The sequence below is a fragment of the Aquimarina mytili genome (assembly GCF_016735115.1).
Taxonomy (GTDB): Bacteria; Bacteroidota; Bacteroidia; order Flavobacteriales; family Flavobacteriaceae; genus Aquimarina; species Aquimarina mytili.
Map to the genome: position 1 here is coordinate 619,744 of NZ_JAERQJ010000003.1, position 14,558 is coordinate 634,301.

The window sequence follows — 14,558 nt, forward strand, 5'->3', positions numbered from 1 at the left end:
TAAAAAGTTCCATTTAATTATTCAATAATCTATTAGATTGATTAATAAAGATCTCTGAGAAAATTCGTTCTTTCTCTATTTTGATGGATGGCATTCTAGGGTGTGGCAACATCAATGTTGTTCCGTTAATAAAAGGCACCAAAGTCTCTGTTAGACCTTTTGGGTCTAGCGAGATTAATTTTTCTGGTACAAGTGGAAGTTCTGGTTCTGGTTTTAGAAATGTATTCGTTGCATTAACGTCGTCTTCGCTAAAGCCTCCTTCTCTATTATATCTCCAGTAGGTTCTTCTATTTTTGAGTCTTATTTCAAAAATGGGATGTGTAACTTTTTCGTCTAAAGCATCAATTCTGGTTTTAAGATAATTTTTATTATCTAAGAGACTGTATGGAGAATCCAGTTCATCGAAACGAATATCTACGATTGCAAAATAATTTTTATCATAAATATCATTGTTCAAATAAATTTGATACACAATTTCTGGGCCTGCATTTGCTTTTACTTTTAGTGAATACTGCCCATCAGGGATATCATCAGAATTTGCGTTGTTTTCATCAACTTTTGTGAAATTTAAATGTACACGATCAAGAGTATCTAGACCGCTCTTACTTATTGTTTTTAGTTCATTATTATTTTCGTCTTCTAATACAAACTCTACTTGAGTAATGTTTTGTTCTTTTTTGAATGTATAACTAAAATTATGAGGTAACAGCGCTCTATCGGCATCACTTACAAAGCGCTTATCTGTTATATCCACCCAATGCGCTGGGTCATTACCATCTGTATATTGTACTGCTTCTCGAATTGTGCCTCCAAAATCTGCCAATGCACCCATTTCATACAATACTCCATCTTGATGAATATTTACTTCATTTGAAATCGGAAGAGATGTATACAGAAAAGGTGCTTCATCAAATACTTCTTTATCTTTATTGGTAAAGTAATAGATTGAAGGAAGAGGTGGTCTCAAACTTATATTACTAATACTGTTAAAGAAAGAAGCTGAAGGTTTTATCGAAAATGTAAGGTGTGTATCGTTGCTAAATTCAAATCTGGGTTTATACAGCGTTACTCCAGCTTGATTTTCAACAACTACTTCGGTACCCACAATAAACCCTAAAGCTGTTTTTGCTACGATCAATTTGTAATTGTTTAAGATTGATTTTGTAGTTCCTACTGCCTCAATTTCAAAGAGATCCCTTATATCATATAATCGATTTTGTAACTTTCTTAATATTAGACTCTCTTTATCCGCTTTATTTTTATCAAAGAAGGATTCGCCATCAACTGTAGTAAGAAAATAGTCGTGTAGTATTTGAACTTCAAATAATCTTTTAAATATGATCGCCTCCCCCATACTAATTCGCGTTTGTTACATTTTCATTATTAACCAATTCTTCTATTAATGGTACCTCTTGACCAGAGTTCTCTTTAATACTAACTAGTCTAACCTTATACATTGCAAATGGTACTTGTTTCCCTCCTAAAGATCCCCACAGGTGATTGATTTGCTCAAATGTTAGTGTATAGAGTTCTACATTAAGTTTGAGTTCTTCTTTATTTTCTTGAGAAATATTATTGTTTCCGGATATGGTTGTAAAGGGAGAATTTTTGACCGTAAAGCTTTTTTTAGCTTGAAAAAATTGAATCACCAGAGATAATCTACCCAATGCAAACTCATATGCATCTTGAAGATCTTGTCCGAGCGTAGTAGATATGAGAATATAGAGATTTAAAAAAACAGGAGGTTCTACATATTTTACATTCTTAGGAGTTCTAAAAATATTGCTGCTGTTTTTGAGGGTACTTTCTTCTTCGGTATTAACTAGGGTAATAACAATTTTATTATTGAGATCGGCCTGGCTGTCGCTTTCCATTAAGGCAATATTGTGCAAAATAATATCATCCTCAGTGATAGAATCATCGGGTGTTTTATTTTGAAAAATATAATTACTTAATTCGTCTCTTAATAATTTTAGTGCTAGCCCAATCATAGATAAATATTAAATTCAAAACTTATGATTGATTTGTGGGGTAGCAAATCAAGTTGCTTCAGAGCAAAAGGAAACTCTGGAGTTATTAATGCTAATTATTAACTCTATATTATGTTTACATTCGACGAGTCTAAGGTCAAAAAAAAAATAGGTAAATGAATCCCCAAAAATGGGGATTTTACACCCAAATACTTAATTAACAATTAGTTAACAAAACATTATGATTTATAGCTCAAGTACCTTTGATGCTTTCTTTATGAGCTGTGCAGTGTTTTTTACTCGAAACTTTTGTATGAGGTGTTTACGGTGTGAGATTGCAGTATGATTACTTATAAAAAGTTTTTCGGCAATTTCCTTAGACGAAAATCCATCCGCAATTAGTTTGAGCACTTCTTCTTCTCTGGAAGAGATACACGCAAGTTGATTTTTTAAAAAATTTCTTCCTCTATGTCCTCCATTATTTTTAACACATCGCTCTATTTCTTCCTTTTCCGAAATATCAAAAAAGTAATTAAGAGCGAACATTCTATTTTTCAATTTATAAATTAGAATCTCGTGTCTTATATAAACCTGTTTCCCATTTATATTATTGATATGGTATTGAAGCGTAATTATATCTCTTACTAATGGAGTAGTAAAAAAACTAAATATTTTGTTTTTTATGTCTGAGACTTCATGAGGAACAATTAAAGAAAACCAAAATTGCCATCCATTTTTGACGAGATTATGAGCATCAAACCCTATTAACTTTTCGAATATTTTATTGCAATATAAAAACCTGTCATCTTCGATCAGATAAATGCCAATCATCAAATTTTTTGAATCATTACAAGTATTGAATATTTTAGAAATTTCTGTAGAAAAAATAGGCTCATCTACACAATGAGCTACGTAAAAATTGTGGTCAGGATTCATAAGAGCATTGTTTGTTTTGTGTGAAAAAATTAAGTGGCTTTAATTACATAAAGTTGGAGATTTATTTTTTTAAACACAAATATCTTATGTACATATTCCCCTACTTTTTCTTACAATTTTTATTCAAGTAATGCTTTGTTTTACAAAAAGATAGACAACTTAAAAAACCACATTTATTTTGTGTTAAATTCACAAAAACATAACGCTCTTTATAACTAAAATTTATTCTAAAAACATGTTCAACCATCCAAAGGCCTTATTAGGAAAAGGCTTAGAAGAGTAAGAGATAAAGCAAACATGAAATTTCATTATACAACCCATCAAAAAAAGGAAAATTCCTTTTGTGTAATATCAGTAAATATCTGACCGCGCTAAAACTAAATTTCAATATCGAAATCAGACAGGAATTAAGTTTAAAAAAAGTCAAAATAAACGAATTACATATCAAAAAAGCAGAAAAAAACCCTGCCAAAAAGGGGGGATTACCCCTCAAAAATAAGGGGGATTTAATAGTAAAAGTTAAAGCTAACTCAGGACTACCATTATATGCGTGTTTTTAATCTAAAAGTATCTCAAACTGACCCTAAATGAAAATCTCGCCCAAAAAGAAAACTGTTTTTTCGTGAGCCTTCAAAGAAAAGAGATGATTAACGAAGAATACATTAAAAACCTTCTACAATAGAAAACAAATATACCTTCAATGCTATTAAGTCAACAAATAAGTACTGATTCAAAAGTTTTAGTTTACAAGATCGGAAGGACTTATAGCGAATTCTTTTTTAAAGCATTTAGAGAAATATGAAGGACTCGAAAATCCCGTTTGAAAAGCAATTTCGGAAATTGTACTTTGATTACTCATTATTAGCTCTTTTGCCTTATGTAAACGGATTGAAGAAATTAATTGATTTGGGGATTTATTAGTAATTGCTTTTAGTTTCCTTTGTAATTGTCGCTCACTCACTCCTATCTCTCTACAAAGCATAGTTACTCCATAATAATCATTGCTAAGATGGTTATTTATGTTTTGAATTACCTGCTGTAAAAAAGAGCCTTGATGGGGGTCTTTAATTTGGGATATATTAGGGACTGTAGTTTCTTGCTTCACTTTTTTAGTCGCAGTAAACAGAAGCATCGAGGTTCCTAATTCTGTTTTAAATACTGTTTTGTTAGGTGTAAAGTCAATATCTACACCAATTACTAAATTTTTTACTGTTTGTGTGAGTATAATTTGATTAGGAATGGATTGGTTTGTTACTAACGCTGCAAAATCTTCTGTTTCTTCACAAATACAATCTACTACAGAACATTCTTTGATATCAATACCAATCGAAATTTGGGCATTAAAACTTTGAACGACCTCTACAAGTTCTGTACTACAATATACTGCTTTACTTGGTCCTTCAAAAGTAATCGTAAAGGTGTTTCTTGTATCAATAACCAAAGTACCTTTATACTTATTTGCAAATTTCTTTACTAAGTTTCGAATAGTATATTGGTATGCTTCTGCCGCTTTTAAATGTCCTATCATAAAAGTATAAAGCTTTCTTTCATAAACAGGTTCAGAAGCGATTTCTATTGTATCTACAAATGATTTTATCTCTTCTAAAACTTCCTGAGTATCACCTGCCCAGAATAAATGATCATTCCCTTCAAGTTCTATTAATATCGAATCTGGTATACGATCTGCAATAAACCTCCCTTCTTCGATCTTTACATCGATATCATCCACTCTTTGTAACAGTAATGTAGGTACTTTTATGGAACCTAAAATATTGATGATATCTACTTGTGTATTCATTTTGGTTAATATCATCGCCGCTCTTGGACTTGCTCCGGAGCGAAAGTAATTCGCCAACCATTCCATAAATACCTTATCCTGTGCTTTTGAGGGTGCTAAAGATTCCAGATTCATAGCTCCACTTCCCCAATCATTCGCTATCATATCATACACTTCCTGGCGCTCTTCGTCTGTCGGAGCCCAAGGGTACTCTTTAGAATATCTTCGTTTTGCAAAGATTCCAAAAGCAATTAATGAAATCACTCGGTCGGGATATGTAGCACTGAACAATGCAGAAACACTACCTCCTTCAGAGTGTCCAAATAGTATTGCTTTTTCAGATCCTGCAGCATCCATTACAGCAGTGATATCTTCCATACGTTCTTCGAGTGTGGCAAATTCTACCACTCTATCTGATAAACCAGTTCCTCTTTTGTCGAAAAGAATAACTCTGGCAAACTTTCCTAGCTCTTCAAAGAAATTGACCAGCTCTGGACATGACCACATCAAATCAATATTAGACACCCACCCTGGAATATACACCAAGTCTATAGGCCCTGAACCAAATACTTGATAAGCTATATTAATATCTCCACTCTTTGCATATGTTGTCTTTGGTTTTGTCATATCGTAGGTTTTAAAAGCATTTATAAAACTAGAGAATAACAAATCCAAGACCATAAAAACGATGCCTACAAAGTGTATACCAGCTGTTGCAAAATGTTAAAATCCGATATACAATATGTAGACAAGTAATGCGCAAAATATTGATTATCAATATTTTAAATTCTATCTGTTTTTGCCTTGTCAATAAATAATTATAGCTACTCTTTTGCTTGCTCCAGGTGAACCAAGTAGGAAAATATTTCTTGTTCCGGAGATAATTTTAGTTTTTTACGAAGACGATATCTAGCCGTTCTTGCACTATCGGGAGAGATCCCTAAAATTCCAGCCATTTCTTTAACATTAAGATTAAGTCGTATGAGTGAGCATATTTTTAGATCATTAGTACTAAGGTCTGGATGCTTTGATTTCAATTGGGCATAAAATCCCTGATGAGCATCTTCAAAAAATCGCCTAAAATCTTCCCAGTCCCTATCAATACTTATATTTTTTCGTACAATTTTATTAAGATCAGCAATCAGTTTTGTTTTTTCTAAAGAAGGAGACTTTTTGATTTGCTGTATCGTATGTTCTATGTTTTGTACGATTTCATTTTTCTTTATAAAATTTAAAGTGTAGGAACTAAGTTCTTTATTTTTAAAGTCTAATTTTTGCTTTAATTCTTTTTGTTTTAACTCAGAGTTTTCCAATTCTTTTTGTGTCAGTGCGTGAGCCGATTCTAAAAGTTCTCTTGTTTTTATAGCTAATTGATTACTTTTCTTAGCCTGTTCTCTGGAAATTATATAAATAAAACAACCACTAATAGATATGATAATTACGCTAAGAACCAAAATAAGTTGGATAATATCATCTTTTTTCTCTTGTGCTTTAAAGGATACCAGTTCTTTATCTTTTTCTTCCAGTTCATTCGCAAATTCTATATAAGCGATTTGCTTGGATTTTTCTAAATTGAAAAGAGAGTCTCTGAGCACTATATATTTATCATAAAAATAATAAGCCTCTTCAGGTTTAGATTGTTGTTTTTTGAGCTCTTTTAATTCCTCATAAGCAAACAGTTCATATTTCTTAAGGTTATTTTCTTTGGCTAGCTTTAGGCCTTTACTAATCTCCTTTACTGCCCTTTCGAATTTGCCAGATAGCCTTAGAATTTTACCGTGAATAATAAGATTATTAGTTAACCCATCGATATCACTCACTTTGCTCCCCAATTCTTTGGATCTTTTTATATGGTAATAGGCTTGTTCTATTTCGTTTTTATTTAAATATAAAATTCCCAGTTTGTTATGTGCTTCAGCTATACCATAAGTAAAGTTGTTATCACTATGCATTTTTAGAGCATCAGTCAAATACTTTAGTGCTTCCTCATTTTTATGTTGTTCTACCAACATTGTTCCTATTTTGGTAAAAGTAGTAGCTATTCTACTTTTTAAACCTAATGCAGTAAATCCATTAATAGCTTGTTCATAATATTGTTGCGCTTTTTTATACTCTTTAAGATCCGCATATACCATTCCTATATTAAGCGTGGTATTGGCTATACCTTTTTTATCCTGTATACGATGATAGGCTTTGTAAGAATTATTTAAGAACAGTAATGCTTGTGTAAGATTACCTTGCGCCCAATAGGCTACACCTACTACTCGATTAGCTCTTGCTATTCCTTTTGGATATGATAATTTTTCAGATAACTGTAGCGCTTGTGAGCCAAAAAGTATGGATTTATTGGCATCTACTATCCAATATTCATATCCAATATTATTGAGAAGATTAACCTTTATAGTATCTTCAGAAGCATAGTTCTGTACCTTATTTCGTAAACTATCAATCTTTTCGGATTTCTGTGTAGCAAATGAAATATTAGTGCAAAACGAGAATCCTAAAATAATAGAAACGATTAACTTTTTACCAATTAAATCATGTTTGGATACACGTAACAGAACCTCAAAAAAACTCATTAAAATCAGGGTTACAGGAAAAAATAGTTTAGATTCTGGCAAAACTACTTATCATTTTTCTAATCTTAACTGTAAGAATTGTTAAAACCTCTATTAATGAAAAGGTTTTAAAAAGATGTTAATAAATCCACTATTAATTTATCAAAAATGTATATTTTTTTTACAAGCCATACAACTTCAACTCACAATTAAACACCTTGTAATACCTCTATTTATAATACGATACTAATCTTTATTATTTTAATATATCTAGTTATTTTTTTCTTCAACTTTTATTGTATATTTTTCTTTATATAAAATCATAAGATTGCAAAAAGAAATGATAAAGCCCGCAGAAAACAAATAACATAAAAAGAGTAATACCATAAGCTGCACTCTATTAGTCATAATACTTTCTTTGGTCCAGGCTTTCTCTGGATCTCCTAATAAAATCATCATTTGTTCATTTCGCGCTGGCAAAAATCCGTGAGAAGCTTCGAAGGCTTCAAAAGGATTGGTGTCTATAAATTCATTCCCGATTACAATATCTTTTTCTAGATAGGGTAATGTTTTGGCTTCTCTAGTAAAATGATATGCTGCATAGGTTCCTACTAAAATCAAAATAAAATTAACGGATAACCTCATCCATACTCGGATCATTTTATTTTTTAATGAGTATAAAATTAAAAAACCTGCCAGTGCTGTTGCTATAAATACTCCAAATTTCATTAAAAAAGAGGTATTATCATCTGAGGCATGCCAGGACGGTAATGGGATAATAAAAGCTCCTGCTACAGAAGCAATCCAGGTGCTTAGCAATGTAATTTCTTTCCAGACTTCTTTTAGTTTTGATACTAACATGATACCGTTATTTTGGGGTTTGTAATACCAATGTCTTTTCTTCTTCGCCACTACTACTCAAAATGAGATGTAATTCTGGTGATCCTACTCGGCCTTCTTTTTCTAACCAAAATAGATAATACCCAGGTACAAAATCTTGAACAGCATTCTGAGTAGGTTGGTTAAACCGAAATCTTTTAATATCCTGTCCTTGTTCGTAGGACAATTTTCCGAAAACAAAAAATCCTTCTTCTTCATTTGAATTTACGATTACTTTAATTTTTGTGGTTGCATCATTTTTTGAGGTATTATTAATGGTTTGCAATTTTGCATCATAATCCTGATGTATGGCCTGAAGCACATTGGTCTTATTAGTTATATCGGCATCATTTTTTGTTAAACGACGTAGCACATTCTCTGCTTCCTTTAGGGTAGACACATATTCTGGACTTAGTGCATATTTATCATTACATTTTTCTAAAACCGGGAACAGTTCGACACTTTTTTGATTCAGCTTAGTGTAGGCCTCTTTTAGTTTGACGTCATTGGTATTCTCAACTTTTTCCTGAAGTATGCTCAAGGTTTGTTGTGTATTGGATAAGACCAACGAGAGTTCATTAGTTTTAGGACCATAGCTAGCACAACTACAGAACAGCACTAATATAAACAACCGTGTTACTTGTATTTGTTTCATTTTTAGGGAGTTTTAATGAATTATATAGGGATTACTTTGATTCAAAAGTATGGAGAATCACTCTCTACATACTATTACAAATACGGCAAATTCAGGTAATTTTCCGACGATGATCGAGGATACTACAAGGCATTACTAATACGATCCCAATCAAAGGCCGGACCAATATCCCATTTACCAGAAGATCGATAATTTACATGAGAAGTAATCCCTCTAAAATTAACCAGCTCCTCTTCTGCAACAACTCCATATCGTTTATCTTCTGGCAAAAATGTAGCTGGAATATCATATTCAGTAGTTAAGTAACGAAGTAACAGTTGCAAACTATGATATTGTCGTCTTGTAAATTTGGCATAGTATACTTCTCCTCGATACGGCGACTCTAGTTTTGTATAAAACTGTTTTTCTCTTATATCACAATACACATCGGTATCACTATACACAGTAACCAATTTGTTATCTATTCGTTTTAAAAAACCAATATTAGAAAGCTCTATAGCAATGGTTCGTTTACTACCGCTGGTATTGCCACCTATAGCTCCAGATCCAAGATGATATGACCAAAAGGCAGAAGACCACAAGTTAAGTATATGACCATTTCTAGCGATGATAAACGGAGTTGATACATGATTGTTGGGTCTGGACAATGCAGCCACATCCCCTTTTATGTAACCAGCAGTATAATGTAATACAATTTGTGTTTTTGAATTTTTCTCCTGATAATAAAAAGAAGCATCTCCGTTTTTGGGTCTACAATTTATATAGGGCATTACCTCATTAGTCCCTTTAATTGGCACAGTCATTTCTGTTAAATTAAATTCTTTTCCATCTGAGTCCCTTCCCGTTTCAAAAAAGGTTTTCTCGTGTTTGGCGATACTCGTGGCTTTCATAGGATTTTTATTAAATGTTCTTACTAAGTCAAAAGTATCTTGAAGTAGTTGTTTTGACTATCAGATATGCGCCAAATACAAGAAATTTTACGACACTACCTTCTACATAAAGAAGTCATATTTAGCATCAACCGTTCGATATTTTAGGTGGTGCAAGGGTGCGACCTATGATTATCTCAAAACTTTGTCACAATTTTGCATTCGATTTAAATAGTTATGCACTGTAGTTACAAATTACATCATGGAAATAGCACTAATCATCTTGAGAATAACTCCGAAGTTGCAAACTTCGGAGAGCTGGGCTGGAACTCAACGTAATAAACGGTCAATTTCATCTCTTCTTGTACCATCCAAATGATCTTCAATAATATGTGATATTAACCTTGTAGTCAATTGACCTTCATTTAAATCTTCCCTATTTTGAATTATTGAGTTGAAAACTGTATTAGGATCCTTCAATCTGGTCGCAGTATTACGTTGCGCTTTCTCCGCACTTTCTCTAATATGATTATTAGTTGATTCTGTCACATCTCTATAACTATCGCGATGGTTATATTGTAGTGTTGGATTTTGATTTTGATGCGTTGGCATTCCATGGCTGGCAGTCATTACTTCATCATAGCTGTGATGGCGTTTGTCTCCAACCAATCCGGCAAGCATACACGCCCTTAAATCTTCCATCGAGGCCAGGTTGACATTGTTATCTAAGAAATATTGTATGCGATTAGTACCTCTTAATGCCGCTCCTAATGCCTCTTCATAAAGATTTAAGTAGCCAAGTGTATGACCACTAATTCCTCCAATGATAGGTTTTTTATTTTGTTTGGCATCATTAAACCAATTTTGATGTTTTTCTTGAAAGTTTTGCGTTAGACCATTCACATTAGTAAAGAAATAATTAGACCATGTGTTAGGAATTTCCGGGAAAGCTTTAGCGTAATCCGGGCTAGCTAAAAAAGCTGGGAGATTATTCTTTAAAAATAATGGAGCTTTACCTATTCTATTTCCCAACGCTTCCAAATCTCTTCGATAACGTGCCGCTGCTAGCTGGGGTGTTTCGAGAATATTTCCTCTAACCCCTACAACATTCTGTAATCCTGGTGTAGTCATACCAGGATGTTTTCTCATATAACCAGCGGTATCATTTTGAGTATTTCGATCTTGTTCGAAATGATGATGACCTCGCAAATTAGCATGTAAATGTGCTGTTGACCAAGGGATTTGTAACATATCTCCATAAAGAGACTTTTTTTGATCCTCGTTAAGCGCATTCCAAAACTGATCTATATTATTATTATTAATATTATTAATATTAACATTATTAACATTAACATTAAGCAGTGCATTATACGCGACTCTCCTTGATCCAGTTGGGGGTAGATTTGCGATGAATTGATTATATCGAACTAAAATTAGATTTTGTAAATTAGTTGGCAATTCATTCCAATCAGCTTCAGCCACCCCGGTACCTAGATTGCGCTCATTATGATATGGCACAAGGCCTTCTGCTCCACCGTGGGTTCGATAATCTTTAAGGGGTTTTGGTAATTTTGCCCCTGTTTCTCCAACGGCATAAGAACGATCCGGATCCTTCGTAAGCGTACTCATGTGATAAATCCAATATTCTAAAGACTCTTTTCTATTTTCTTTATATTCAACAGATCCACCAAAATAAGGTAACTGAGTCGTTAGCATTTTAGCAAGCTTTACATAACCTCGTGCTTTTCGATTATTTTCTTCAGTGTTTGCTATTAAATTCCCCAAATTCGCATGATTCCAATTATTTGTCTCTAGCATAGGAATATCAATATCACTTCTACCGTACATAGCATTTAACCAACCTAAAACATATCCTATTCGATGTTCTCTAAAATCTGTTGTATCCTCTTCCTTGTCTTTTAGCCCACTTACAGAGCCTATATCCAACCTATGATGAATCAAATTCACCACCTTCTTGATTGCCTTCAAAAAGTGTGAATCATGTTCGATTTCTCTTTGTAGCTCTTCTTCATACATTAAGTTAATATCTAACAATAGATTATCTGTCAAATTATCATAAGTTGTATCGATCAAATTAGCATCCATATTGGCTCGCTGATTGCCGTTTAATATCTGCTCGGTGTCATCTAGCAAGTCTCTTTCATTTGCTAGTATTGGCCTTTCTCTTAATTGGGTCACAGCTGTTGGTGCATTGCCATTGTTTCTAAGCCGAATATCAGAAGATCGAAAACTTTTCCTTTGTAACGCCATTTTCCCCATTACATCTGCTTCTTTTTCTAAACCTGCGTCATCATTAATATTTATGTTGCTTTTAAATTGCCTAGTAGGCTCCACCCGTCCTTGCTTTTGCTGTACTACATGCCAGGCTTCATGGGGTAAATGTTTTTCTTGTCCTGGTGCCAGATGGATATCTGTACCTTGGGCATAAGCATGTGCTTGTAATTGGTTTGGTTTGTTAGAATTATAGTGCACTTTTACATCATCCATACTATAACCGGAAAGGTTTTCGATGCCAGACTTTAAAGTATCTGGTAAACCAGTATTATGTCCCCTTCTTTGAATAGGGTTTCCCGCATCATTCGCACCACCTATTACAGACCTCAGTTTACACTGTACTGCTGTCCGAGGGCGATAATCTGCAATAGCAGCTTCACCCCCTGTACTAGGTTCTTGCTGCACACGTTGTACAGTATCTTTTTTTGTTTCCTGGATTTTTTCTACTGATGTTTTCATATTTTCATTACATCTATAAATTAGTAATCGAGTATGTTCATATATGCTTCAAAAGCCATTGAATTTCAATAATTTACTTCTAACTATTTCTTACTATCTTGTATCGAAGAAGGCATGTAAAGGTTTGTCATATTTTTCATTAAAGAAAGAAAACCACTGTCTTAACCTTTGTATTGTTTTATCTCTTCTTTAAAGTTATTCATGTCTTCCTTCTCGGATGTTTCTGTCAATATTTCCCAGTCATCTTGTAGCTCATCAGTATCGTCTTTCTTAACCATTTTTTTATATATATTACCTCGTTGAACATAATCGTTATACTCTTCAAAGTCATAATATTCTTCAATACTTTCTATGGTATGAGAAGCTAAATAATCCCTCCTGGGATACAATACTTGTACACGAACAACATTTTTAGTGAGGTATGCAATAAAATCTTCACCGTCTAATCCTAACAAATTCACTATATCAGTTTCTATCTTATCTTTTTTTTCATAATCTGCGTCATTCCCTTTGTAATGTTCTAAGGATTGCCACCATTTTATCTTTATATGTTCTATCAAATCTTTTAGAATACCCTCTGCTCTTGTTAATTCCTTATATTCCTTCAATTTCGCACGATTTCTACCCTCCTGTGCTCCGACAATTTTTCCTGGGGTTGTATTCTTTTTTATCCTGGCTTTATATTCAGTTTTATCCTCATCTAGTAAGTCCCCTGCTTGTAATAAAGTACCTGGTGCACTCATGTGGCTCATAAAGTCCCTTCGACGTCTGCGCCCCCCTTGCATAAGACTATAATCCACAGCTAAATCCGGATTGCCAGCAGCTGCTCCTGTAATAGTGCCACTTGCTACCATATTCAAAAAATCTTTTTTATCATAGTCATTGTGTCTTTTCCACCTATCTATCGCTGCTTGGTTTGGAAACATATAACGTTTTGGTGTCATTGGCGTATTTACATGAGCTAAATACCCAAAGACATAATCATGATTTTTTAGCTTCTTATCATTATCATGAGTCTTTCCTCCCTGTCCTAGTATCTTCCTTGATACTAAGGCATTTGCATTGTTTATTGCATTTTCTGCCTGCTCGTTGTAATAAAAGTCAACCCTCAGATCCTCTTTCATTCCCATCAACTTTTCTTCGATTGCTTTACCCGCTTCATCAAGCCACCCATATTCTTTTACATCCCTATTGTCATAATTCTCCTGATTTTTAAGCCTTTCATTTTTTCGATTGCCACTTTTAAAGTAGAATCCTTTTGAAAAAAAACTAAAGGCTTCTTTTGCTCCTTTTTTCTGAAGACTAATTTCATTCTTGATATCCTTCAATGTAATGTGATCGCTTGTTGACGCATTAAATTTATCCCATAATGTAGCTGCTATATCACGACGCCAATGATCACTTACATTATCTAATTCAATATCCAACAAGTCAACTAATCTATCATAGCTTTCTATTCTTCTTTCATTTCTTTTAAAGAAGAAGGATTTTTTTTCATATACATGTAGTTGATACACACTATTGTTAGGAGATTCCAATGACTTTTTTACTGGATCATTTTTTTCCTTGTTTTGTGGTTTGCTTATTTCCTGTCGCTGAATACCTCCTCCAAACATATCCACTCTTTTTGTTAACCCAGCATTCTTTTTTGTTCCAAGTTGTGTCTTAGAACCTTTTGCCATCCGATCGACTACCTTTTCACGAGTGGTGTCTACTTTTTTTCCATTCACCACCCGATTTCCTTTGGGCGTGCCGTGTATTGTATTATCAATTGCATGAGCCACTTCATGTCGCATATTGTAATCAGTATCCATACCAGGGGCAAAATGAATATTGTTTCCTTGTATGGTTGCTTCTGCATTCAGTTTAGCTGGAAATGAAGAATTATGAGTTGCTTTTAAAGCAGAAGTATCTACACCATATTGGTTCCCCATTTGGAATGCTATTTTCTGAAATTTGGTAGCACCCGAAGGTTTTAGTTGTATCGGTTTTTTAGGTTCACTCATGGCAGATTTTAGCTTCTGTTGTATGACCCTAGTTGGTCGATTGTCGACTATCGTAGCTTCGCCCCCAGAACCAGTTTCTTGTCGTACACGCTGTACGATTTCTTTTTGTGATTCTTGGATTGTATCTGCTTGTGCCTTCATTTAAACAATGCTT

Annotated in this window: 10 protein-coding genes; all 10 read right to left on the bottom strand. The window is 33.7% G+C overall.

Features of this window, described 5'->3' with window-relative positions:
• Positions 1-13 precede the first annotated feature (13 nt).
• The 10 genes from JJQ60_RS10025 to JJQ60_RS10070 all read right to left on the bottom strand — a co-directional run bounded on the left by JJQ60_RS10025 (position 14) and on the right by JJQ60_RS10070 (position 14,545).
• Entirely contained in the window at positions 14-1,354 is a 1,341-nt protein-coding gene (locus tag JJQ60_RS10025; protein WP_201919236.1) for a hypothetical protein, read from the bottom strand.
• 1 nt (position 1,355) lies between these two features.
• Complete coding sequence (locus JJQ60_RS10030; RefSeq protein WP_201919238.1) at positions 1,356-1,991, bottom strand: DUF4255 domain-containing protein; 636 nt, start codon at positions 1,989-1,991, stop codon at positions 1,356-1,358.
• 225 nt (positions 1,992-2,216) lie between these two features.
• Positions 2,217-2,906, bottom strand: a complete 690-nt coding sequence (locus JJQ60_RS10035; RefSeq protein ID WP_201919240.1) for a response regulator transcription factor — start codon at positions 2,904-2,906, stop codon at positions 2,217-2,219.
• 739 nt (positions 2,907-3,645) lie between these two features.
• Positions 3,646-5,310 (bottom strand): alpha/beta fold hydrolase, encoded by a 1,665-nt coding sequence (locus JJQ60_RS10040; protein ID WP_201919242.1) that lies wholly within the window; start codon positions 5,308-5,310, stop codon positions 3,646-3,648.
• Positions 5,311-5,507: 197 nt separating this feature from the next.
• Positions 5,508-7,262 carry a tetratricopeptide repeat protein gene (locus JJQ60_RS10045; protein ID WP_201919245.1) on the bottom strand — a complete coding sequence of 585 codons (1,755 nt, stop codon included), beginning with the start codon at positions 7,260-7,262 and terminating at the stop codon, positions 5,508-5,510.
• Between the two features lie 249 nt (positions 7,263-7,511).
• Positions 7,512-8,102, bottom strand: a complete 591-nt coding sequence (locus tag JJQ60_RS10050; RefSeq protein ID WP_201919247.1) for a hypothetical protein — start codon at positions 8,100-8,102, stop codon at positions 7,512-7,514.
• A gap of 7 nt (positions 8,103-8,109) precedes the next feature.
• Entirely contained in the window at positions 8,110-8,775 is a 666-nt protein-coding gene (locus tag JJQ60_RS10055; RefSeq protein WP_201919249.1) for a hypothetical protein, read from the bottom strand.
• 122 nt (positions 8,776-8,897) lie between these two features.
• Positions 8,898-9,665, bottom strand: a complete 768-nt coding sequence (locus JJQ60_RS10060; RefSeq protein ID WP_201919251.1) for an N-acetylmuramoyl-L-alanine amidase — start codon at positions 9,663-9,665, stop codon at positions 8,898-8,900.
• A gap of 309 nt (positions 9,666-9,974) precedes the next feature.
• Positions 9,975-12,398, bottom strand: a complete 2,424-nt coding sequence (locus JJQ60_RS10065) for an eCIS core domain-containing protein (RefSeq protein ID WP_201919253.1) — start codon at positions 12,396-12,398, stop codon at positions 9,975-9,977.
• Positions 12,399-12,559: 161 nt separating this feature from the next.
• Entirely contained in the window at positions 12,560-14,545 is a 1,986-nt protein-coding gene (locus JJQ60_RS10070; RefSeq protein ID WP_201919255.1) for a hypothetical protein, read from the bottom strand.
• Positions 14,546-14,558 lie beyond the last annotated feature (13 nt).

Excerpts from the sequence above, each read along its gene's own strand:
- JJQ60_RS10030 (WP_201919238.1), bottom strand. The coding sequence starts at position 1,991 with ATGATTGGGCTAGCACTAAAATTATTAAGAGACGAATTAAGTAATTAT.
- JJQ60_RS10055 (WP_201919249.1), bottom strand. The coding sequence starts at position 8,775 with ATGAAACAAATACAAGTAACACGGTTGTTTATATTAGTGCTGTTCTGT.
- JJQ60_RS10045 (WP_201919245.1), bottom strand. The coding sequence starts at position 7,262 with ATGAGTTTTTTTGAGGTTCTGTTACGTGTATCCAAACATGATTTAATT.
- JJQ60_RS10060 (WP_201919251.1), bottom strand. The coding sequence starts at position 9,665 with ATGAAAGCCACGAGTATCGCCAAACACGAGAAAACCTTTTTTGAAACG.
- JJQ60_RS10035 (WP_201919240.1), bottom strand. The coding sequence starts at position 2,906 with ATGAATCCTGACCACAATTTTTACGTAGCTCATTGTGTAGATGAGCCT.
- JJQ60_RS10070 (WP_201919255.1), bottom strand. The coding sequence starts at position 14,545 with ATGAAGGCACAAGCAGATACAATCCAAGAATCACAAAAAGAAATCGTA.
- JJQ60_RS10065 (WP_201919253.1), bottom strand. The coding sequence starts at position 12,398 with ATGAAAACATCAGTAGAAAAAATCCAGGAAACAAAAAAAGATACTGTA.
- JJQ60_RS10040 (WP_201919242.1), bottom strand. The coding sequence starts at position 5,310 with ATGACAAAACCAAAGACAACATATGCAAAGAGTGGAGATATTAATATA.
- JJQ60_RS10025 (WP_201919236.1), bottom strand. The coding sequence starts at position 1,354 with ATGGGGGAGGCGATCATATTTAAAAGATTATTTGAAGTTCAAATACTA.
- JJQ60_RS10050 (WP_201919247.1), bottom strand. The coding sequence starts at position 8,102 with ATGTTAGTATCAAAACTAAAAGAAGTCTGGAAAGAAATTACATTGCTA.